Genomic DNA, 21,812 nt, shown 5'->3' with positions numbered 1-21,812 from the left:
CCACGACCTCTGACCTGTCGCCGTATGCGCGCCCACCCTTGGCGGGCGCGCATACGGCCAGAAAATTCTTTAACGCAGGCCCCAATTCCTGAGAATTCCGGCGACTTTTTCGCGTTCTTCGCCGGTCAGCGGGTGACTCGGCGGCCGGACGTCCGGACGACACAAACCCAGCTGTGCCAACGCTTCCTTCACCACGCTCACATTGTTGGCGTTGCCGTCCGCGGCCCGAGCCTCTTCGAAGGGCCGGACGCGCTCCCAGATCGTCATCGCCGCACGGAAGTCTCCGTCCCGCAACGAACGGAACATCTTCAGCGAGATCGACGGGTCGACGTTCACCAGTCCCGACGTGAACCCGGTCGCGCCCACGGCGAAGTAGCCCGGCGCGGACAGCTCCGCCAGCCCGGCGATCCACGCGAACCGATCGAACACCGCGTCCCGCGCCACCGAGGCGAACCGCACCGGATCCGGCACCGCGTACTTCACGCCGATGACGTTCGGGGCGGCGTCGGCGAGCCGGGTCAGCCGCCCGCCGTCGATCAGCGGGTCGCGCACGTACAGCACGACACCCAGCTCCGGGACCGCGGCCGCGATGGCACGGTGGTACTCGACCCAGCCCGCCGCCGAGACGTACGGGTGCACCGGCTGGTGGATCATGATCAGATCCGCGCCCGTCTCCCGAGCGTGCCGCGCCGCGCGGATCGCCGTGGCGACGTCGTGCCCGACGCCGGCGATCACCCTCGCCCGCCCGGCCGCGGTCTTGACCGTCACTTCGAGGCACTGTCGCGCCTCGGCCTCGTCCAGCGCGTAGAACTCGCCGGTGTTCCCGTTCGGTGTCACGAGGTCGATGCCGCCGGTGAGCAACCGGTCCACCAGTTTCGCGTACGTCTCCGTATCGACGGCGCCGTCGGCGTCGAACGGGGTCACCGGGATGGCCACGACCCCGGACAGTCGCCGTTTCAGCTCGTCGAACGGGGAAAGGTTGGCCACTGGCATGTCCGATCTGATATATGATGTGACGTCTCACGTTAGCATGGCGAGGGTGATGGGTCGTGCGTCCTGAAGGTTGGGGCAGTGGTCCGGTGGGTCGTGAGTGGCGATTCGGGTTCGGGCCAACCGTGTCTTAGGTGCCTACGGCGGGCGCGATTGATCGCAGGTTCGGTCCGTGATGTCCAGCGGCCGTGTCGCGAAAGCCACTTTCAGGACATCAGACGTCCCGGAAGTGGCTTTCGCGACACGGGGGCGGGCTGGTGTGGGCCTTGCGGCGGGTGCAACCCGCCGTCACGTTCCGCACGTCTTCCCCACATGCGAAGACGATGGCTCTGGGGCACCCCGGCGAAACTGTTCCTCTTCGGCTTGGTGATCGTGTTCCTGAACGCCTCGTGCGGCCCGCCGGCGCTGGGCGACTCGTTCACGGTCCGCCTCGGCGCCTGGATCGTGCTCCCGGACGAAGACCTCTACCTCGGCTACCTCGCGGTGCGGGACGAACGATGCGCGCCGGATGCCCTGTGCGTGTCCGCCGGGCGCGCGATCGTGACGATCTCCTGCGCCAAACCGTCGATCGGCCCGAGGGTGTCGTTCACGATGGACGCGGTCGACCCACGGCGGAAAACGCTCGGCAAGTATCAGGTCGACTACGTGACCCTCTCGCCCAACGCCGCCTTCCTCACTTTGCGCCTCGGTCGAAGCCCGACGTCCACTTAGGACAGTGTGGCGAGGAAGGCTTCCAGTTGCTCGACGACGAACGCGTGGTCGTCGGCCTGGGGTAGTCCCGACACGCCCACCGTGCCCACGGGACCCACGCCGTCGACGATCACCGGGAACACGCCGCCGTGCGCGGCGTACAGATCCGGATCAAGGCGGGAATCGGCCTCGAACGTCGTGCCCTTGGCGCGGAATCGCTCGCCGACGAGGAACGAGCTGTGCCCGTAGCGGTCGACGACGCGGCTCTTGCGGTCGATCCACGCGTCGTTGTCGGCCGAAGTGCCCGGCAGCGCCGCGTGGAACAGCCGCTGCCCGCCGCGGCGCACGGAGATCGTCACCGGAAGGGCGCGGTCCCGTGCCGCCGCGAGCAGGTGGGCGCCCAGCTCCAGCGCGGTTTCGTTGTCGAACCGGCGGAAGACCAGGCGCTCCTCCTGTGCGGCCAGGGCGGCCAGGGTGTCATCGTTCATGGCACCCATTAAATCAACACTGTTGTGTAATGGCTACCGCAGTGCGTCCAAGGCGAAGGCGGCGTACATCGCGACGCCGTTCGCCATCGCGTCCTCGTCGAAGACCACCCGGTTCGAGTGGTTCGCCTCCACCGTGGCCAGGTCGGCGTCGGGCGGGCAGGCGCCGAGGAACGCGAAAGCACCCGGAACGCGTTGCAGGACATAGGAGAAGTCCTCCGCGCCCATCACCGGGTTCTCCATCGTCTCGGCGTTGCCCGCGCCGAGGACCTCGGCCGCCAGCTCCAGTACCCGGGCCGCGACCCGCGGGTCGTTGACCGTGACCGGGTAGCCGGCGACGACTTCGGCGCTCACCCGGACGCCGTGCGCGGCACCGACCGCCTCGCACACCTTCGGCAGTTCCTCGCGCACGAACGCCAGCGTCCGCTCGGACAGCGTGCGGATCGTGCCCTCCAGGAACGCCGTCTCCGGGATGATGTTCGTCGTCGTCCCCGTCTCGATGCGGGTGACCGAGACCACCGCGGGCTCGAACACGCTGACCTTGCGGGTCACCATCGTCTGCAACGCGGTGACGATCGCCGCCGCCGCGGGCACCGGGTCGATCGCCTGATGCGGCGCCGAACCGTGGCCGCCCCGGCCGGTGACCTTCACGTGGAAGCTGTTCGCCGACGCCATGATCGGCCCCGGCCGCGTCTGCACGATGCCGGACGCGACCTGGGTGAAGATGTGCAGGCCGAACGCCTTTTCGACGCGTTCACCCGCAGCGTCGAGCACGCCCTCGTGGATCATGTGGCGCGCGCCGTGCTCGCCTTCCTCGCCGGGCTGGAACATGAACACGATCGACCCGGCCAGCTCGTCGGCGTGCTCGCTGAGCAGCCGCGCCGCCGACGCCAGCATCGCGACGTGGGTGTCGTGCCCGCAGGCGTGCATCGCGCCGTCGTCGTCGGAGGAGAAGTCGAGGCCGGTGTCCTCATGGAGCGGCAGCGCGTCCATGTCGCCGCGGAGCAGGATCGCCGGGCCCGGCTTCCCGCCCCTGAGGACGGCGGTCAGCGACGTGGTCGTTTTGCCCTCGGTGATCTCCAGTGGGAGGTCTTCGAGGGCCGCTTTGATCGAGGCCTGGGTTTTCGGCAGGTGGAGGCCGATCTCCGGATTCCGATGGATCTCTCGGCGGAGCTTTACGGTTTTCGTTTGGAGCGCGCGGGCTTCGGCCAGCAAACCGGCGAAGCGCGCATCGGGGAGGGTGGGCAGGTCGGTGGGTCCGGTCATGTCTCGATAGTGGCGCATGCGGCGCTTCGGGCGCACCGTGCGTGCGTTCCGAATGCGGGCGGAATACGGTGTGCGCATGGCGGTGCAAGAGCCGATCACGGGGTTCGCGGTGGCCGTGGTGCGGGAGGACGGTCGGTGGCGGTGCAGCTCTCTTGATCCAGGGGCGCTCGCCGAACTCGACGCTGCGATCACCGAGCTGGGGAAACTGCGTTCGACGGGTGCCGCGTTCGGCCTGCTGGCGATCGACGACGAGTTCTTCGTGATCGTCCGGCCGAGTCCCAGAGGTCCCTCGCTGCTGCTGTCCGACGCCGCCGCGGCACTCGACTACGACATCGCCGCCGACGTCCTCGACGTGCTGAGAGTCGACCCGCCGGACGAGGACGACGACGCGGTCTGGCCAGAAGGCGACCTGGAGATCCTCACCGATCTCGGACTGCCGGGTGCCGAACTCGAGGTGATCGTCGGCGAGGTCGACCTCTATCCGGACGAACAACTCCAGATGGTCGCGCAGCGGTGCGGATTCGCCGCCGAGTTCGCCAAGATCCTGGACGAGATCTGAGCCCCTCCGCCTCCGCCGCCGACATCGCCGCCGTCCTGGCGGCGATCGAAGCGGCGCGGGGCGCGGGCGACGACGTGCCGATCGGCGCCGTCGTCCTGGCACCGGACGGGGCCCTGCTCGCCTCCGCGCGCAACGCCCGCGAAGAACTCGGGGACCCGACGGCGCACGCGGAGATCCTCGCGCTGCGGGCCGCGTCCGAGATCTACGGCGACGGCTGGCGGCTCGAAGGCTGCACGCTCGCGGTGACGCTGGAGCCGTGCACGATGTGCGCGGGGGCGCTGGTGATGGCCAGGGTCGCGAAGCTCGTCTTCGGCGCCTGGGAGCCCAAGACCGGTGCCGTGGGGTCGCTGTGGGACGTCGTCCGCGACCGGCGGCTCAGTCACCGCGCGGAGGTCGTCGGCGGCGTGCTGGAGGCCGAGTGCGCGGCCCTGCTCGAAGACTTCTTCCACGGGCAACGGGGTAACCGCACCGGGTGACATATGTGTCACGCCGTGTTCCCCGGGTATTCCCAGGGCAGGCGGCCGCAGACGGTGGCCGCCAGGCTAAGGAGGAACGTCCGCCATGAGCGTTTTCGACAAGGCGAAGGACAAAGCCGAACAGGCCATCGGCGCCGCCAAGGAGAAGCTCGGCGAGAAGACCGGCAACGAAGACATGGCGAACTCGGGCCGGGCCGACCAGACCGAGGGCGAGGCCAAGGAGGCCGGACACGACCTGCGCGACCGCGCCGAGGGTTCCGTGCAGGGCCTCAAGGACAAGTTCAACAAGTAGGCATCACGCAGAAGAGCCGGTCTCCGTGGAGACCGGCTCTTCGCTGCGGTGGCGGTGGGATTTGAACCCACGGACGGTTATTAGCCGTCACACGATTTCGAGTCGTGCTCCTTCGGCCGCTCGGACACGCCACCGCCGAGAACAATACCGGAGGGCGTCGGAGGGTCTTCAGGGGGTCAAGGAAGCTGCGCGGTGATCTCGTCGATCGCCGCCGTCTGGTTCTCGACGATCTCCTGTGCCAGCGCCTTGGTCTCGGCGTGTTCGCCCGACGACAGCACGGTTTTGGCCATCGCGACGCCGTTGCGCAGGTGCTCGGCCATCAGCGGGAGCCACGTCTTGTCGAACTCGGCGCCGGTCAGGTTCTGCAGCGAGGCGACCTGCCCCGAGGTGATCATCCCCGGCATCGAGTGCCCGGCGTGGCCCGCCGCGGGGAGCACGGCCGCGTTCCATGACTGGAGCCAGCCGGTCATCGTCTGGACCTCGGCCGACTCGGCCTTGATGATCTTGGCCGCGGTGGCCTTCACGAATTCGGACGCCGACCGTTCCGAAGCCAGGTTCGCGACCTGGATCGACTGCTGGTGATGCGGGACCATCTGCTGGGAGAACGTGATGTCGGCCTGGCTGGCGCCCGGGGCGCCCTGGGCCGCCGGCGCGGCGCTCGTCGCTGTCGAGCAGCCCGCGAGCACCCAGGCGAGCAGCCCGAGCAATGCCATCGGCAGTCGCCGTCGCATCGATACCTCCGTAGTCGTGGGGAACCGGCCCCTCCGCCTTGTGATACGGCTGTGACCTTCCGCCGGTTCAAAAACGGATTAGCCTCGGTGGGCATGACGGATCCGAAGACCGTGGTGACCGGTTTCCTTCAGGCTCTCGAAGAGCTCGACATCGACCGCGCGCTGAGCTTCGTGGCGATCGACATCGTCTACCAGAACGTCCCGCTTCCCCCGGCTCGCGGCCTCTCGGCGGTGGAGAAGCAGTTGCGCACCCTGGCTCGCTACGGCAGCGGGTTCGAGGCACGCACCCACCACATCGCCGCCGACGGGCCGATCGTGCTCACTGAACGCACCGACGTCCTGCGGCGCGGTTCGTGGGAGGCCGAGTTCTGGGTGTGCGGCACGTTCGAAGTACGCGACGGCCGGATCGTGTTGTGGCGCGACTACTTCGACTGGACGACGTTCCTGGCCGCGAGTGCGAAGGGGGCGGGCAAGGCCGCCGTCGCCGGGGCGAAGTCGCTCATCGGCAAGTACCGGGCGCGGCAAGAGCTGGAGCGCTGAGCACGGGCCGTGTCGCGAAAGCCACTTTCGGGACATCAGACGTCGCGAAAGTGGCTTTCGCGACACCCGTGCCCGCCCGCGAGTAGAGGACTACTTGCGGCACGGGCCCCGGAAATGACGCACCGCCGGTGTACGGGCTCCGTCCTCCCCCGACGGGTCCCGTGCACCGGCGGTGCGCCCCCAGTTCCCCCCGCTCACCCTCCCCGGTGAGCGTCAGAAGGTCATGTGCCGATCGCCGAGGTCGGCCTCCCGCAGCACGGTGTCGAGCCGCGCTCCGCTGAAGTGGGCCATCGGACGGCCGCCGCGTTTCCGGTCGCGCAGATCGACCGCCAGTGCGATCCCCAGCAGCAGGACCAGTGCCGTACCCGCGATGAGCCAGCCCATGGGACACCTCCTCCGGCGACGTGAGGGAGGATTTGTGTCCTCGCTCACGTCGCCAAAGGTAACTCCGGAAATGCCGGGTTGTACCCGGACTTGAGGTTCATTTAAGGCAGGGAAACTCGAATGGTCTATTTGCGCGGCGTCCCCGCGACATAAATGTCACCGTCGGCCACGGAGACGTCACGCGCACTGGACGCGCCGGTCGCCAAAATGCGGGCGGGGTCCCGGAAACCGGTGATCACTTCGACGCGCTGGACCGGTTTCGGTGTGGTGATCAAGGTTTCCGGCTTCCAGACGCGTCCGTTCTCGAGCAAGAACGTTTCGATGTTCGGTTGCCCGTCCCGGGTTCCGTAAACGCGCCAAGTACCGCCATTGAGCGGTTCGATCTCGCGCAATCGGAGTCCATTCGCGACTTCGCGCACTTCCCAGTTCCGGCCGTTCCACGCACCCGCGAAATCGCGCGGCGAGCCCGCGGCGTCGAACTGGAACCAGGTGACGAACGGCTTTCCGTCGCGTTGTGTGCCGACCTGGAGGATGTAGTCCGGCGACTTGAGCCCGCCGGGGAGTTCGAGCGGGGTTTCGACGACCTTGAGGTACCGCTCCTGCTCGGCGTCGTCGACCTGGGTGCCGAGGTCGTGGCCCGCCGCGGAGAAGAAACGCAGGGTACGGACGTCGAACGACAGGTAGTAGACGTTCCGGTGGTAGACGTCGTGTTTGTGCTGCGCCGGCCCGCCGCCCGCGAGCGTGTAGACGAACTGGATCCGCCCGGACGACGGCAGGTAACGGAGCTGGCCGACGTAGATCTCGTCCATGTGGTCGGCCCGGCCCAGCGAGCCGAACGCCCACTGCTTCCCGGTCAGCCGCACGGAGTTCTTCCACGTCTTCCCGTCGTCACGGGACACGATGTACTTCATCGGGCGGAAGTCGGAGTTCGCCGTGGGATCGAGTTCGTTGGTCGTCTCGCGGTAGAACATGAACAACGTGCCGTCGACGGTCTTGACGGGCATCGGGTAGCTCGCCGAGTCACCCGCGGGGACCTCGGTGTCGGTCCAGGTGCCCTCCAGCGAGTGAGCGAGCGGCGCGCGGCTGATCACGGTGCGCGTGTTGTGCATGCCGCGGAAGATCAGCAGGTGGCCGTCACCGGCGAGCAGCAGCGTCGGGTAGTTGTGCGGATCGGACTCGCCGTCGGCGATCTTCTTCGGCGCGGTCCAGGCACCGGTGCGATGGTCGTAGGCCTGGACGTAGGTGTCCGCGGCCTTGCCGGACCACGAGATGAAGGTCTTGCGCGCGACCGGGTCGTAGGTGCCGCCCGCGTTCGGCCGCCGGTCGGTGCGGGACGCGACCGTGCTCGCCGGGGTCATCACCTCGAACGCGGCCTTGTCCGGCGGCTTGGCGGCCGCGGGGGTCACGAGACTCGCCGTGATGAGGGGGATGAGCGCGTAGAGAAGTCCGCGCATGGAGACGCCTCCTGGGGTGTGCAGGCGGCGGATCTTGATCCTCTCACGGGAGACACGGTCGTCACGAATCGTTGTCTGGTCGTCTTCCTCATTTCACTTGTTCGGGGGAGTATTCCTCGACCGATTTTGCGAAGAGGGGACTCAGCGTGACCACATCCCGCCGTGCAGCCAGGAGACGGGCCCTGACCGTGGCCGTCACCTCCGGCCTGGTCGTGAGCGGTGCTGCCATCACAGCCGCTCCGGCCGCGCTCGCCGCGCCCAGCGCCGACGCCGTGATCGCCGAGGTCTACGGCGGTGGCGGCAACTCGGGCGCCACGCTGACCGGCGACTTCGTCGAACTCGCCAACCGCGGCGCGGCCGCTGTGAGCCTCGACGGTTTCAGCGTCCAGTACGCGCCCGCGTCGGGGAACAGCTGGCAGGTCACGCCGCTGACCGGCGGCGTCGCGCCGGGCGCGCGATACCTCGTCGCGCAGGCGAAGGGCGCGGGCGGCACCGTCGCGCTGCCGACGCCGGACGCCACCGGCGCGATCCCGCTGTCCGCGACGGCCGGCACCGTCGCGCTCGTCCAGGGCACTTCGGCGCTGACCTGCAAGACCGCCGCCGACTGCGCGGCCGACGGGCGGATCAAGGACCTGGTCGGCTTCGGCGGCGCCACCATCCGCGAGGGTGCCGCTGCCGCCGCGCCGTCCAACACCGCCTCCGTCGCCAGGGGGACGGCGCTGGCGGACACCGACGACAACGCGGCCGACTTCACCTCCGGCGCGCCCACGCCGACCAACAGCAAGGGTGAGACGCCGGGTGAGACCGGCCCGCCGCCGGTGAACGCGAAGATCCACGACATTCAGGGCAGCACCCGGATCTCGCCGTTCAAGGACAAGAAGGTCGCCGGGGTCACGGGCGTCGTGACCGCGATCCGCGGCTTCGGTTCGGCGCGCGGGTTCTGGATCACCGACACCGCTCCCGACGCGGACCCGCGCACGAGCGAGGGCCTGTTCGTCTTCACCGGCTCGACCACGCCCGCCGTGGCCGCCGGTGACGCGGTGACCGCCTCCGGCACCGTCCGCGAGTTCTACCCGGACGCGCCCGCGACCTCGCCGTACCAGTCGCTCACCGAGCTGACGAGTGCACAGTGGACGGTCGATTCGAGCGGGAACGCCCTGCCCGCCGCGACCGTCGTCACGCCGGAGTCGGTCCCGGACACCGTCGCCCCCGCGCCGGGCGGCAGCATCGAACCGCTGCCGCTGGAGCCCGCGAAGTACTCGCTGGACTTCTGGGAGACGCACGAAAGTGAGATCGTCAGCGTCTCCGACGCACGCGTCGTCGGCCCGACGTCGTCGTTCAACGAGCTTTACGTGACCACCAAACCGAAGCAGAACCCGAGCGTGCGCGGCGGCGCGGTGTACCTCGACTACGACCGGCTCAACACCGGCGTGCTCAAGGTCGCGTCGCTGATCCCGTTCGCCGAGGTGCCGTTCCCGAAGGTCAACACCGGCGACGTGCTCACCGGCGTGACCTCCGGCCCGGTCGAGTACAGCAACTTCGGCGGCTACACGCTGTTCGCGACGAAGCTGGGCGCGACCAAGGACAACGGACTGAAGCGCGAGAGCACCCGTGCCCAGCGCAGCGGTGAGCTTTCGGTGGCGACCTACAACGTCGAGAACCTGTCCGCTTTGGACAGTGCGGAGAAGTTCGGCGAGCTGGCCAAGGCCATCGCCGTCAACCTGGCGAAGCCGGACATCCTGAACCTGGAAGAGATCCAGGACAACAACGGGCCGACCAACGACGGCACCGTCGCCGCGGAGCAGACGCTCCAGAAGTTCGTCGACGCGATCGTCGCCGCCGGTGGCCCGCGCTACGAGTGGCGTCAGATCGACCCGGAGAACGGCAAGGACGGCGGCCAGCCGGGTGGCAACATCCGTGTCGGCTTCCTGTTCAACCCGGCTCGGGTGTCCTTTGTGGATCGACCGGGTGGCACCGCGACCACTCCCGTCGGCGTCGTCAAGGAACGCGGCAAGACTCACCTGACCGTCTCGCCCGGCCGGGTCGAGCCGGCGAACGAGGCGTGGGCGGCCAGCCGCAAGCCGCTGGTCGGCGAGTTCGTCTTCCAGGGCCGCACCGTGTTCGTCATCGCGAACCACTTCAACTCCAAGGGCGGCGACCAGCCGACCCACGGCCGCAACCAGCCGCCGGTCCGGAGTTCCGAAGTGCAGCGGGTCAAGCAGGCGACCGTGCTGCGCGGCTTCATCGACAAGGTGCTCGCGTCGGACAAGAACGCGAACATCGTCGTCGCCGGTGACATCAACGACTACCCGTTCTCGCCCGCGGTGCAGACGCTGACCGCGGGTGGCGCGCTGAAGGACCTCATCGCGTCGCTGCCGGAAAACGAGCGGTACAGCTACGTTTTCGAGGGCCAGTCGCAGGTGCTGGACCACATCCTGGCGTCGAAGGCGCCGCGCGGGACCGACTACGACGTAGTGCACCTGAACGCCGAGTTCGCGCAGCAGGCGAGCGACCACGATCCGCAGGTGCTGCGGTTCCGGCCGAGCGCGGGCAACCCGGTCCAGGACGCGTTCTACGACCTGGCGGACTACCTGGAGAAGATCCTCGGCCCCTACTTCCCGAAGCCCTGATGCGCCGCAATTAGTCACCTACTTGCGTAGGTATCTATCGCAAGTAGGTGACTAATTGCGTGGTCAGGAGCGTTTCGCGCGCCAGCCGAGGGAGAGGACGGCCTGCACGAGTTCCTGGTAGCTCGGCTTGACCTCTTCCAGGTACCGCTCCAGATACCCGGGCCGCGCGGTCGGGACCGGTTGCGGGGCTTCGTCGTCCGGCAGCCAGGTGAGACCTTCGACGTTGTGCTGAGCCATCTTCCACCATCGAGAGGCCCGGTCGACCGCGCGCTGCTCGCGTTCGGCGGCGTCCGCGACGGCCTGGTGTGCCTCGGCGAGCCGGGCCTCCAGTTCGTCCGCGCGGCCGATCTCCCAGTTGCGGAGATTCTCCGCCGAGGCGCGCGCGAGGCCGACGATCTCCTTGTACCGCATGGCCGCGGTCATGCCGTCATCCATCGAGAAGCCCTTCCGGACGCTGGAACGGGATGATCACCTCGGGGGCGCCGTGGGTGGTGCGGTCGAAGAACAGCGCGCGACCCGGCCGCGGCGACCAGTGCACGACCTGACCGGCGGCGAACGGTGACAGTTCGTTGCCCTGGACGTCCAGGGCCGCCCAGGAGCCGATGTCGTCGGTGCCCGCGAAACCGAGCGTGTCCTTCAAACGCGCGATGCTGCGCCACCAGCCGATGGTGTGGACGCCGTGTGCCGGACCCTGCTTCAGCAGTACCCGAAGCTGGTCCAAGCCGCTCTTCAGCTGCCCGGGTGCCTTGGCCTCCAGCGCGGGGATCGAGGCGTCGACGCCGTACAGCAGCAGTATCTTCGGAGTGTCCAAAGAGGACAGCTTTTCCGCGATATCGATTACCCGGCCGGGCAAATCGGCCTCCAGTGAGACGCGCTGTCCCTCCGCGTGCAGCCGCTCGGCCAAGTCGGTCACCGCCGAGAGGGACGCTTCGATGGGACACGAGAGCACGAACTCGACCGAATCGTCGTGGTACTGGCGAGCCAGTGAGCGTGCGGCGGAGTCCATGATGGACAGTGCCTCCGCCGTGGCGGCGCCCAAGACCGCGACATTCCGTCCCGGCGCCTTCGGCAGGTCGACCCCGCAGGCCGCCTCGTCGACGTCGATGGACTGACCCAGCAGCGCCCGCGGTTTCTTCGTCGGCTTCAGATCGTTGAACGCCGGGAACTGTTCCAGCACCGGGGAATGCGCCCCGTCGAACAGCCGGGGCCGCTTGAACGACTCCGAGTACCGCTCCCACAGCCGGTGCTGCAGCTTGACGAAGACGTCCTTGCTGCTCGCGTCCGGTACGTGGGCGAGCTGGTTCCCGTGCGCCACACCGGAATCGTGGTTGATCACCGCATGCCATTTCGGCGCCGACACCGCCGCGTTGTTGGTCTCGGAAAGCACGCGCCGCGCCTTCGGCATCGCGATCCGCAGCGTGCACTGCTCGAACACCGCCGGTTTGCCCCAGAAGGCCTCGATCCCGGCGACGTCCTGGCTCGCCAGCACCAGGTGGATGCCCTGCGACCGCCCTCGCCGCGCGATGTCCTCCAGCAGCTGGGTCGCGGTCGCCGTCACGCCGTCGCGGCCGGCGAACAGGTACTGGAATTCGTCGATCACCGCGACGATCCGGGGCCAGTGCCCGCCGGGGTCCTGCTCGCGCAGGTCCGCGAGGTTGGTGACCTCGTGCTGTTTCGCCGCGGCGGACCGGCGCCGCAGCTCGTCGGCGAGGTACCGCAGCAGCGCCAGGCCGAACTCGCGGTCGGTGTTGACGTTGACCCCGATGAGTTTGGCGTGCGGCAGCCAGCTCGCGTCCCGCCGCCCCGGCGCGAGGCCGGCGAACGACACGCCTTCCTTGAAATCCAGCAGGTACAGCGCGAGTTCGTCCGGCGAGTACCGCGCCGCGAAGCTGCCGAGCAGCGAGTACAGGAAGTTCGTCTTCCCCGAACCGCTGGGCCCGCCGATGAGCACGTGCGGGCTGGCGTCGCCGATGACGACCTCCACCGCCTCGCCCTCGAAGAACCCGACCGGCGCCCGCAGTTCCCGCGCCGAACTCTCCTTGCCCAGTTCGGTGGGCAGGAGGTCGGCGAACGAGCGTGGCCCGCCCTGTTTGGCGATCAGCGCCTCGGCGATCCGCCCGGCGGCCCGGATGACCTGCCCGGACGGCATCGGCGGATCGAGATCGACGACCAGGTCCGTGCCGGTCATACTGCTGATCGCGCGGCGGTCGTCGAGCAGGCTCAAGGTTTCCACCGACGTCGACAGCGTGGTCGGCACGTCGATCATGATCAGGCAGATCCCGGCCGCGAGCGCCCCGGTGGCGACGCGTTTCAGTTCGCGGGCACGTTCCGGTTCGAGGGTTTCCCCGTTGCCGTAGAGCACCGCGATCCGGAACGGTTCGACGCGCTGGCCGCTCGCCTGCCGGATCTCCCGCAGCGACGTGTGCCCCGCCTGCATGCCGGTCGCGTGGATGCGGCGGATGTGCCCGGCGAGTTCGTCGAGGAGGTCTTCGAGCCGCCCTGGGTCGTACAGCTTGAGCGCGCTGGTGCGGCTCAGCGGGTAGAGGTCGGGCAGGATCGCGGTCAGCTGCCCGACGTCCCACAGGTGGACGCGCACCGCGCCGGGTTCGAACGTGCTCAGCACCCGCATCAGCAGGTTCTGCACGATGTCGTCCACCGCGGTCCTGGTCTTCGGCGCCGACGTGATGGACAGGTGTGACTCGTCGAGCAGGGGCATCGCGACGTCGAAAGTGCGAGGAATGTCCTTGCCCGGCACGGTCGCCGAGCCGACGCGCCACAGCCCCGGCGCGGTGATGCCGGGATTCCCGCCGACGCGGCCGAGCCAGTTGCCCGGCTGCTGACCCGCCGGTCCCGGCGCGTTGTTCGTGACCAGGTCGCGCAGCGCGTTCGGCCCCGCCTCCCAGTCCGAGTAGAACTGGCCGCGCACGTTGCCGAGCAGGTTGAAGACCTCGGCGGCGGCGGGATGGCGCGACCATTCCGCGTGCTGCTCCGAGGTGGAGTTGTTCATCCCCACCCGGACGATGTGCTGTTCCAGTTCCAGTTTGGCCAGTTCCGCCTCGGCGGCTTGGCGGGCACCGGCGGCGGATCCGAGGACGAGCCCGATCTGGTGCCGGACCCGTTCCAGCGCCGTGACGACGCGATTGCGCTGTTCGCTCGCTTTGCTGCCCATGCCGGCTCGCCGATCTCAGAGGCGGGATTGGTAACCGCTGACCAGGTCGTCAGCGGCGGAAAGGCGCGTCATGAGGTTCTCGATTCCCTCGTCGGCCTGCGCCAGCTGCGACGGCACCCATGGCACGGCCTGGGCCTGTGGTTCCACAATGGCACGCCTGGACTCTTCGAGCAGGCTTCTGGCCCGCTCGGCATGAGCACGTCCGTCGGCGAGGCCGGTTTGGACGGCCGTCAGCAGCTGGTGCAGTTCCTCGAGGTACATGTTCTAGAGGCGGGTCGAGTACGACTCGGCCGACGAAATGCCCGCCTGGATGGTGCTCACCAAACCGTTGATGCCCTGCAGAGCCTCGGCGAGAAGCCCGTGTGCCTGGCTCACCTCGTGCTGACTGCTGCCCTGGGTGGCTTGTGAAAGCGAAAGCTGGGCTTCTTCGAGAGACTGCGCTGCCTGCTGAAGTGCGGCGATGCTCGCGGACGACTTCTCGTTCGCGAGCGCGATACCAGCGCGGATCTCTTCGACTCCGGCCATTTTGGCGGACTCCTTGGGACGTCGGGGGCTGGAACGACCACTCTTAAACTTAGCGTGATCAACTGACTCTGTTAAGTGAAGGTCCTGCTAAGTAATCAACAAGGCCCCGGACGTCGGAACGTCCGGGGCCTTGCCGATGGCGGAGGATACAGGATTCGAACCTGCGAGGGCGTGAACCCAACACGCTTTCCAAGCGTGCGCCTTAGGCCGCTCGGCCAATCCTCCGTGGGGAACTTTAGCGTATGGGGTTCATACGCCAAGAAGGCGGGTCTGACCTGCGTTTGCGGCTTCGCGGGCTCAGGTGGCCGCGGGGGCGGCGGTGTCGACGACGTCGGCCACGACGCAGGTGATGTTGTCCGGTCCGCCGCCTTCGTTGGCCAGGTCGATCAGCCTCGGGACGGTCTCGGAGGGATCTTGGAAGGCGCCGAGGACGTCCTTGATAACGGTTTCGACAACCGTTGCCGTTAACCCATCTGAGCACAGGAGAAGACGGTCTCCGGGCGTCGCGTCGAAGGTCCAGATGTCCGCTTCGCCGCTGCCGGTGCTCAGGAGTGCCTTCATGAGCAGCGAGCCGCGAGGGTGTCCTTCGACCTCTGACGGGTCGATGCGCCCGTCGTCCGCGAGCGCCTGCGCGAGGGTGTGGTCGCGCGTGAAGCGCCGAAGCGTGCCGTCGCGGAGGAGGTAACCCTTGGAGTCGCCGATGTGGGCGGCCGTGAAGTGCGCGCCGTCGAACAGCAGCGCGGTCAGGGTGGTGCCCATGCCGCGCGTCTCCGGTTCGCGCTCGGCGGTCGCGGCCAGCCGGTCGTCGATGGTGCGAAGGCCTCCGGTGAGCACCTCGACCAGGTCGACCTCCGCGAGGTCGAAGCCGCGAAGGTCCGTGTCGAGTCTGGAGAGGACGCCGACCGCTTCGGCGCTCGCCACCTCGCCGTGCGGCTGGCCGCCGATGCCGTCGGCGACCGCGAGCAGTCTGGCGCTGGCGTAGACCGAGTCCTGGTTGACCTGACGGCGCCGCCCGACGTCCGAGCCGGCCGCGTACCGAAGGGTGTACGTCATGGACCCCAGTAAAGCAGTTGTGTACTGAGTTCACAAACATAGAGCTGGAAGGGTCAGCTGTCAGTTACGATACGCCGATGGAGGAGCAAGCCACCGTCAGCGCGGCGGACATCGCGCATATCGCCGGCGTCGGCCGCGCCGCGGTGAGCAACTGGCGTCGACGTTACGGAGATTTTCCGCCGCCCGTCGCCGGGACGGCTTCGAGCCCCCTCTTTTCGCTGCTCGACGTCGAAAACTGGCTGCGCGAGCGCGGGAAGCCGTTCGAGATCTCGCTCGGGGACCGGATCTGGCAGCGACTGCGGAACCTCGGCGACGACCTGTGGCTGAGCTCGCGGGTCGGCAGGGCGGGCACGTACCTGTCGCATCGGGGCTCCGAGGACCAGTGGGACTTCTCGCCCCGCTACGACGATCCCGAACTGCTCGAACTCTTGGACCGCTTCGCCGAGGAAGTGGGAGCGCGCGAGGCCTTCGAGTTCTTGTGTGAACGCTACGTCGAGGCGCACTCCCGTCAGCTGTCCGTCACGGCGGAACCGGTGGCCGCGTTGATGTCCCGGCTCATCGGCCCCGAACCCGGCGTCGTGCTCGATCCGGCGTGCGGGCTCGGGACGCTGTTGCTCGCCTCCGGTGGCACCCGGCTGCTCGGCCAGACCGACGACCCGGCGATCTCGTGCATCGCCGCGCACCGGCTGCTGCTCGCGGGCGCGGACATGGAGATGTACGGCGCGGACGCCTTGCCGATGGACTCCTACAAAGGAGTTCTCGCGGACGCCGTCGTCTGCGACCCGCCGTTCAACGACCGGGAATGGGGTTACGACGAACTCGTCGGCGACCCGCGCTGGGAGTACGGCCAGCCGCCGCGCGGCGAACCGGAACTGGCGTGGGTGCAGCATTGTCTCGCGCACGTGAAACCCGGTGGGCTGGTCGTGATCCGCATGCCGCCCGCCGCCGCCGCGCGCCGGACCGGGCGCCGGATCCGCGGGAACCTGTTGCGCGCCGGGGCTTTGCGCGCGATCGTGACGGTCGGCGGCGCGGATCTCTGGCTGCTGCGGCGCCCGGAATCCGGCGAGCGGCCGCCGTCCCGGTTGCTCCTGCTGGCCGATCCGTCCACTGTGGAGGATCAGTGGCGGGAGCATCTGCGCGGCGCCGAGGTGCCGGGCGCGGTCCGGATCATCGACCTCCTGGACGACGAGATCGACCTTTCCCCTGCCCGGCATCAGGCGCGGGACGAACACACGGGCGAGGCCTTCCTCGAAGTCCGGCGGCATTTCGAGGGGATCCGACCGGATCTGCCGACGCTGGTGGTGTCCGACGAGAAGCCCGCGTTCACCACGATCGGCGAGTTGCTGAAATCCGGGGTGCTCACGGTGCCGGAGTCGGTGGAAGAGGGTGATGTCGTCGCGTCGCCCGCCGTGCCCGCGTATGTCCACAGTGGAGCGTCGGCCGTGGTGGAGCCGCCGATGTCGAAGTACCGCACCGATCCTGAACGGCTGGACGCCGCGTTCCTCGCGGGCTGCCTGCGCGCGGCCGGGCAGATCGCGCCGACCTCGTCGACCAGGATCGATCTCAAACGCACCCGGATCCCGCGTCTGCCGATCGAGACACAGCGGGCCCACGGGGAGGCGTTCACTCGGCTCGCCGCCTTCGAGGACGCCCTGCGTGAGGCGGCGGAATCGGGCCTTGAGCTGGTGAGGCTAGGCTTGGCCGGGCTCACCGAAGGACAGTTGATCCCGGAGAATTAGGTGCTGATCGCCGATCGCTACGAACTCGACGAGCTGCCGCTCGGCCGGGGTGGTATGGGCGCGGTCTACGCGGGCCACGACCGGCATCTCGGCCGCCGGGTGGCGGTGAAGTTCCTCGGGCTCCCCGGCGGTCCGGACGCCGAACTCGAACAGCGCTTCATCCGCGAGGCGCGGATCCTCGCCACGCTGGACCACGCGGGCGCGCCGACGTTGTACGACTTCGGGACCTACGACGAGCGGTTGTACCAGGTCATGCAGTTCATCGAGGGCGTGACCGTCGCCGATCTCGCCGCCGAACACGGGCCGCTGCCGGTGCCGTGGGCGGCCGCGATCGCGGCCCAGGCCTGCGCCGTGCTGTCCGCCGCGCACGCGCTTTCCATCTGCCACCGCGATCTCAAGCCCACCAACCTGATGCTGTGTCCCGACGGGAGTGTGAAGGTGCTCGACTTTGGGCTCGCGATGCTGCGCGAGACCGACGTCGCCCAGTTCACCCGCGCCGGGCAGATCCTGGGCACGCCCGCGTACATGGCGCCCGAACAGATCCAGCGCGGGATCGCCGGGCCACGCAGTGATCTGTACGCGCTGGGTTGTGTCCTGCACGAAATGCTGACCGGCGGGCAGTTGTTCACCGGTCCGACGGCGTACGCGGTGTTCGAGAAGCAGGTCAAGGAGAGTCCGGCCGAAGTGGACGGTGTCCCGGGTGGACTGAACGTCCTGCTCGCGGATCTGCTGGAGAAGGACCCGGAACGGCGTCCTGCCGACGCGAACGAACTTTTCGGGCGGCTGGCCGTGTTCGCGCGGGATCTGCCGCCGCTGCCCGGCTATCTGGACGAAGGCGCCAATCCGGGCAGGATGTACGCGCGGGTCGTCGGCCGCGTGCCCTGAGATGCGATCGTGACCTTCCGATCAACAACCCCGGACGGGTGAGTCCCGTCTTTACCCATGTCGGACGCACTACGGACAATCGGGGTAAGGGGCGTGAAGAAGTTCCTGGTGGGGGTGACCGCACTGGCCACGGCGCTGGTGCTGACCGCGTGTTCCGGCAACGCCGGTGGTGGCGCGCCCGGTGGCGGCGCCGTCGCGCAAGGAGATCCGGCCGACGGGACCACGACCACGTCGGCGCCGTCTTCCACGTCCGCCGCGCCGACCACGCCGTCCCAGACGCCGAGCAGCAGCAGTTCCAAGCCGAAGCCGACACCGTCTTCGTCTTCGAAGCCCAAGCCGACGCCGAAGCCCACGCCGAAACCGGCGGCCAAACCCGCCGCGAACGCCGCCGACGTCCCGTGCAAGGCCGCGCTGGCCTCGCCGGGCGTGAGCGCCTGCGTGGACCTCTCCGCGCTGAAGACGTGGCTGCTCCAGGACGGCAAGGTCATCTACGGCCCGGTCAAGCAGCTGCCCGGCAAGAAGGGCCACGCGACGCCGACCGGTGTCTTCCACGTTTCGGCCAAGGTCAAGAACTACCACTCGAAGCAGTTCGACGCGCCGATGCCGAACTCGGTGTTCTTCCTGCCGGGTATCGCGTTCCACACCGGCAGCCTCTCGGTGTACTCGCACGGCTGCATCCACCTGTCCGCGGCTGCCTCGCAGAAGTACTTCACGACACTGCAAAGCGGCGACGTGGTGCAGGTCGTGGCCTGACGACTCAAGTACATGAAGGCCCCCTTCCTTGCGCCTAGGTACAGGAAGGGGGCCTTCATGTACTTGGGCGTTGCCGGACGCGGACTTTGATCAGGCTCGGCGACGGACGAGTTCACAGGTGGTCGACCGACGCTGATGATCACAGTTCGATAAAGGCACCCGAAAGTGTGAAATGCCCACCTTGACCCCGTCGATGAGACGTTCGACTGGGGAAAGGGGCTTCTGCATGCCTTCGAGATTCCGTGCGCTCTGTCACGCCCTCGTGACACTCCTGATGGTGACCTTGCTGGTGCCGTTGACGTCCACAGTGGCGTCGGCGGCTCCCGTGCTGCCGCCCGGCTTCGTCCTTCGTGACCAGCCGAGCGGGCAGGCCGCATACGAGCTGACCGACTTCGCCTACCTGCCCGACGGCTCGATCCTGAGCACCGGAAAGGGTGGCAACGTCGCCTGGGTGTCGACCACCGGACAGGTCCAGAACATCGCCAACCTGCCCGTCCGCAGCACCGGGGACCTCGGGCTGGTCGGGATCGCGATCGCGCCCGACTACGTCACCTCCCGCACGATCTACACCGCCCGCGCGGTCGACGTCGCCGGCGGCGGCATCGTCCTGCGCGCCTCGCGCTGGACGGTGTCCGGCACCACGAACCCGACCGGGCTGACCGCGGAGAAGGTGCTCATCGAGGGCGCTGCCAACACCGACATCCACGGCATCACCGGTGTGGTGGCCGCCCCCGACGGCACGGTGTGGGTCTCGACCGGCGACAGCTCCCGGTTCCAGGGGCAGGCCGACCCGTTCGCGCTGAACGTGCGCGACCTCGACAAGATCTTCGGCAAGATCTTCCACATCACCTCCGACGGGGCCGGCGTGCCGGACAACCCGTACTACACCGCCGCGAACTCGAACTCGTTGCGCTCTAAGGTGTTCGCGAGCGGCTTCCGCAGCCCGTTCCGGTTCAGCCTCGACGCCAGCACCGGTCTTCCGGTGGTCGGTGACGTCGGCTGGGGCACCTGGGAAGAGGTCAACTTCGTCCAGAAGGGCGCGAACCACGGCTGGCCGTGCTTCGAAGGCAACCAGCCCGCCGACGGCTTCTCCGCGATGCCGCAGTGCGCGTCGGCCGTGAACACCCCGCCCATGCTGGCGATCCCCCATGGCCAGGGCGTCGACAACGGTAACAGCGTCACCGGCGGCATTGTCTACAATGGAGAGTCGTACCCGGAGGAATACCGTGGCGCGTACTTCTTCGGCGACTACGCCACGCAGAAGCTGTGGACGGCCAAGTACGACACGCAGGGCAGGGTCGTCCGCCAGCTGGAGACGCCGCCGAAGTTCACCGGCATCGGCGGTCCGGTCAAGTTCCTGGCCGCGGCCAACGGTGACATCGTCTACGCCGACATCTACAGCGGCAAGCTGCGACGGCTGAGCTACACCACCGGGAACAAGGCGCCGGTCGCGGTGGCCACCTCCGAGACGAACCCCGAAACCCGCACGGTTTCGTTCGACGGCAGCGGTTCCTACGACTTCGACAACGACCCGCTGACCTACGAGTGGGACTTCGGCGACGGAACCACCGGCACCGGGGCCAAGGTCAGCCACGCCTACCCGGCGGGCACCGAGAAGTTCACCGCCAAGCTGACGGTGAAGGACAGCCTCCAGGCGTCCGGCAGCACGGATATCGCCGTGGCGCCCGGAAACCACTCGCCGAAGCTCACCATGACCGACCCCGGCGACCGCCTGTTCGCGGTCGGCGAGGAGGTCAAGGTCGGCGCGACCATCACCGACACCGAGGACGGCGCCCTCCCGGTCACCTGGACCACGCTGGTCCGGCACTGCCCGGAGAACGCGGTCTGCCACGCGCATCCGGACCGCGGCGGCACCGGCCCCGAGTTCACCATGCCGTTCACCGACCACACGGACTCGAACCTGGAGTTCACCGCGTCGGCGACCGACAGCGCCGGTGTCACGGTTTCGAAGACCTATGCCGCGAAGCCGAAGGAACACCGGCTCACCCTGACCAGTAACGTCGCCGCCGCTCTCGGCATCACGCCGGAAGGCGGGGCGGCTTCGGCGATGGTGGTCGAAGGCGCGACCGTGGAGATCCAGGCGGCCGAGGTCGCTTCGGACGGTTCGTCGACCTTCACCGGCTGGTCCAACGGGGCCACCGGGCGGCTGACCAACGTCACCATGGGTACCACCGACCTGACGATCACGGTGAACTACAGCACGCCGATCGACAAGCGCTACCGCGACGAACCCGCGCTGGCGCAACGACTCGGCGCACCGACCGCACCCGAGGCCGTCGACGGCACGGTCCGCTTTCGCACCTACGAGCGCGGACGGCTGTACTGGTCGAAGGACACCGGTGTGAAGCAGATCGAGGGCGAGATCCTCAAGAAGTACCTCGCCGCGGGTGGTCACGCGGAGTTCGGCCCGCCCGCGACCGACGAGATGATCACGCCGGACACCACCGGTCGCTACAACGACTTCCCGGTGTGGCCCGGCAAGATGCAGTCGTCGATCTACTACACGGTGAAGACGGGCGCGCATCCGGTGTTCGGCCGGATCCGGGTGAAGTGGAAGGCGCTGGGCGCGGAGGCCGGTGAACTCGGTTACCCGACCACGGACGAGAACGTCACGCCCGACCGGGTCGGCCGCTACAACCACTTCAGCAAGAACGCCTCGATCTACTACACGGCGCAGACCGACGCCAGGGCGATCTGGGGCCGGATCCGCGCGAAGTGGGAGCAGTTCGGCTGGGAGGGGGGTCCCCTCGGGTACCCGTCGACCGACGAGTCGACGACCCCCGACGGGGTCGGCCGGTACAACCACTTCACCAAGGGCGGCTCGGTCTACTGGACGATGGCGACCGACGCGCACGCGATCTACGGCGCCATCCGGCAGCGCTGGGAAGCGCTCGGCTGGGAGGCCTCGTACCTGAGGTACCCGACGAGCGACGAGATGGCCGTCACCGGCGGGCGGCAGAACAACTTCCAGGGCGGTTACGTGTTCTGGAACGCCTCCAACGGCTCGGTGACCGACCGCCGCTGGTAGCTACGTCCTGGAATAGCGCGTGAAGGCCCCCTTCCCTCGGGGCGGGTTCTAGCGATCCCCGCAACACCCTGGATTTCAGGGAGTTGTGGGGATCGTGGTTTCTGAGGGGTTGAAGGCGAGGTTTTTCGATGCTCTGGACCGG

Annotated in this window: 21 protein-coding genes and 2 tRNA genes; 10 read left to right on the top strand and 13 right to left on the bottom strand. The window is 68.3% G+C overall.

Annotated elements, in window-relative coordinates; translation table 11 throughout:
* Positions 1-69: 69 nt before the first annotated feature.
* On the bottom strand, positions 70-993 hold the full coding sequence (locus ACLARN_RS39515; RefSeq protein ID WP_409496599.1) for a dihydrodipicolinate synthase family protein: 924 nt from the start codon (positions 991-993) through the stop codon (positions 70-72).
* 309 nt (positions 994-1,302) lie between these two features.
* On the opposite strand from ACLARN_RS39515, the gene ACLARN_RS39510 reads away from it, so the two are divergent.
* The gene (locus ACLARN_RS39510) at positions 1,303-1,701 is read left to right on the top strand and encodes a hypothetical protein (RefSeq protein ID WP_409496598.1); all 399 of its coding nucleotides are present in this window, start codon (positions 1,303-1,305) and stop codon (positions 1,699-1,701) included.
* Here ACLARN_RS39510 and ACLARN_RS39505 read toward each other — a convergent pair.
* Positions 1,698-2,168, bottom strand: a complete 471-nt coding sequence (locus ACLARN_RS39505; protein WP_409496597.1) for a heme-degrading domain-containing protein — start codon at positions 2,166-2,168, stop codon at positions 1,698-1,700. The genes ACLARN_RS39510 and ACLARN_RS39505 overlap by 4 nt on opposite strands.
* 33 nt (positions 2,169-2,201) lie before the next feature.
* Entirely contained in the window at positions 2,202-3,431 is a 1,230-nt protein-coding gene (locus ACLARN_RS39500) for a M20 family metallopeptidase (RefSeq protein ID WP_409496596.1), read from the bottom strand.
* 76 nt (positions 3,432-3,507) lie between these two features.
* On the opposite strand from ACLARN_RS39500, the gene ACLARN_RS39495 reads away from it, so the two are divergent.
* The 3 genes from ACLARN_RS39495 (at position 3,508) to ACLARN_RS39485 (ending at position 4,758) form a co-directional block, all read left to right on the top strand.
* Positions 3,508-3,990 carry a tRNA adenosine deaminase-associated protein gene (locus ACLARN_RS39495; protein WP_207898780.1) on the top strand — a complete coding sequence of 161 codons (483 nt, stop codon included), beginning with the start codon at positions 3,508-3,510 and terminating at the stop codon, positions 3,988-3,990.
* Between the two features lie 23 nt (positions 3,991-4,013).
* Positions 4,014-4,466, top strand: coding sequence for a nucleoside deaminase (locus tag ACLARN_RS39490; protein WP_409496637.1), 453 nt, complete (start codon positions 4,014-4,016; stop codon positions 4,464-4,466).
* 85 nt (positions 4,467-4,551) lie between these two features.
* The gene (locus ACLARN_RS39485; RefSeq protein ID WP_409496595.1) at positions 4,552-4,758 is read left to right on the top strand and encodes a CsbD family protein; all 207 of its coding nucleotides are present in this window, start codon (positions 4,552-4,554) and stop codon (positions 4,756-4,758) included.
* 46 nt (positions 4,759-4,804) lie between these two features.
* Here the strand turns inward: ACLARN_RS39485 and ACLARN_RS39480 are convergent.
* Together ACLARN_RS39480 and ACLARN_RS39475 are read right to left on the bottom strand one after the other, a co-directional pair.
* A tRNA-Ser gene (locus ACLARN_RS39480) sits at positions 4,805-4,892 on the bottom strand.
* Positions 4,893-4,934: 42 nt separating this feature from the next.
* Positions 4,935-5,489, bottom strand: a complete 555-nt coding sequence (locus ACLARN_RS39475) for a DUF305 domain-containing protein (protein ID WP_409496594.1) — start codon at positions 5,487-5,489, stop codon at positions 4,935-4,937.
* A gap of 93 nt (positions 5,490-5,582) precedes the next feature.
* Here ACLARN_RS39475 and ACLARN_RS39470 point away from each other — a divergent pair, with 93 nt between their 5' ends.
* Positions 5,583-6,029 carry a limonene-1,2-epoxide hydrolase family protein gene (locus ACLARN_RS39470; RefSeq protein ID WP_409496593.1) on the top strand — a complete coding sequence of 149 codons (447 nt, stop codon included), beginning with the start codon at positions 5,583-5,585 and terminating at the stop codon, positions 6,027-6,029.
* 213 nt (positions 6,030-6,242) lie between these two features.
* Here the strand turns inward: ACLARN_RS39470 and ACLARN_RS39465 are convergent, their stop codons facing one another.
* Together ACLARN_RS39465 and ACLARN_RS39460 are read right to left on the bottom strand one after the other, a co-directional pair.
* Positions 6,243-6,413, bottom strand: a complete 171-nt coding sequence (locus ACLARN_RS39465) for a hypothetical protein (RefSeq protein WP_409496592.1) — start codon at positions 6,411-6,413, stop codon at positions 6,243-6,245.
* Positions 6,414-6,538: 125 nt separating this feature from the next.
* Positions 6,539-7,867 carry a BNR-4 repeat-containing protein gene (locus ACLARN_RS39460; RefSeq protein WP_409496591.1) on the bottom strand — a complete coding sequence of 443 codons (1,329 nt, stop codon included), beginning with the start codon at positions 7,865-7,867 and terminating at the stop codon, positions 6,539-6,541.
* Between the two features lie 146 nt (positions 7,868-8,013).
* Between ACLARN_RS39460 and ACLARN_RS39455 the strand changes: the two genes are divergently transcribed.
* On the top strand, positions 8,014-10,497 hold the full coding sequence (locus ACLARN_RS39455; protein ID WP_409496590.1) for an endonuclease/exonuclease/phosphatase family protein: 2,484 nt from the start codon (positions 8,014-8,016) through the stop codon (positions 10,495-10,497).
* A 63-nt stretch (positions 10,498-10,560) separates the two neighbouring features.
* Here ACLARN_RS39455 and ACLARN_RS39450 read toward each other — a convergent pair whose 3' ends face one another.
* From ACLARN_RS39450 to ACLARN_RS39425, 6 genes are all read right to left on the bottom strand, one after another.
* The gene (locus ACLARN_RS39450) at positions 10,561-10,932 is read right to left on the bottom strand and encodes a hypothetical protein (RefSeq protein ID WP_409496589.1); all 372 of its coding nucleotides are present in this window, start codon (positions 10,930-10,932) and stop codon (positions 10,561-10,563) included.
* Positions 10,925-13,666 (bottom strand): FtsK/SpoIIIE domain-containing protein, encoded by a 2,742-nt coding sequence (locus ACLARN_RS39445; protein ID WP_409496588.1) that lies wholly within the window; start codon positions 13,664-13,666, stop codon positions 10,925-10,927. The genes ACLARN_RS39450 and ACLARN_RS39445 overlap by 8 nt, the downstream gene beginning before the upstream one ends.
* Before the next feature lie 15 nt (positions 13,667-13,681).
* Entirely contained in the window at positions 13,682-13,927 is a 246-nt protein-coding gene (locus tag ACLARN_RS39440; protein WP_409496587.1) for a hypothetical protein, read from the bottom strand.
* Positions 13,928-13,930: 3 nt separating this feature from the next.
* A complete protein-coding gene (locus tag ACLARN_RS39435) occupies positions 13,931-14,191 on the bottom strand; it encodes a hypothetical protein (RefSeq protein ID WP_076156138.1) in 261 nt (86 codons plus the stop codon).
* Positions 14,192-14,328: 137 nt separating this feature from the next.
* Positions 14,329-14,416: transfer RNA gene (locus ACLARN_RS39430), tRNA-Ser, on the bottom strand.
* A 72-nt stretch (positions 14,417-14,488) separates the two neighbouring features.
* Positions 14,489-15,244: a PP2C family protein-serine/threonine phosphatase gene (locus ACLARN_RS39425; RefSeq protein WP_409496586.1), complete on the bottom strand. Its 756-nt coding sequence runs from the start codon at positions 15,242-15,244 to the stop codon at positions 14,489-14,491.
* Positions 15,245-15,321: 77 nt separating this feature from the next.
* On the opposite strand from ACLARN_RS39425, the gene ACLARN_RS39420 reads away from it, so the two are divergent.
* The 4 genes from ACLARN_RS39420 (at position 15,322) to ACLARN_RS39405 (ending at position 21,670) form a co-directional block, all read left to right on the top strand.
* A complete protein-coding gene (locus tag ACLARN_RS39420) occupies positions 15,322-16,983 on the top strand; it encodes an N-6 DNA methylase (protein WP_409496585.1) in 1,662 nt (553 codons plus the stop codon).
* Positions 16,984-17,868, top strand: coding sequence for a serine/threonine-protein kinase (locus ACLARN_RS39415; RefSeq protein ID WP_409496584.1), 885 nt, complete (start codon positions 16,984-16,986; stop codon positions 17,866-17,868). It abuts the gene before it with no gap.
* Positions 17,869-17,961: 93 nt separating this feature from the next.
* Complete coding sequence (locus tag ACLARN_RS39410; RefSeq protein ID WP_409496583.1) at positions 17,962-18,621, top strand: L,D-transpeptidase; 660 nt, start codon at positions 17,962-17,964, stop codon at positions 18,619-18,621.
* Positions 18,622-18,847: 226 nt separating this feature from the next.
* Positions 18,848-21,670: a PQQ-dependent sugar dehydrogenase gene (locus ACLARN_RS39405; protein ID WP_409496582.1), complete on the top strand. Its 2,823-nt coding sequence runs from the start codon at positions 18,848-18,850 to the stop codon at positions 21,668-21,670.
* The last annotated feature ends 142 nt before the right edge of the window (positions 21,671-21,812 follow it).

The organism is Amycolatopsis sp. cmx-11-12 (assembly GCF_046269425.1).
In the GTDB taxonomy this organism is placed as follows: Bacteria; Actinomycetota; Actinomycetes; order Mycobacteriales; family Pseudonocardiaceae; genus Amycolatopsis.
Note: the sequence above shows the minus strand (reverse complement) of the source record. Positions and strands in the feature narration are given on the sequence as shown.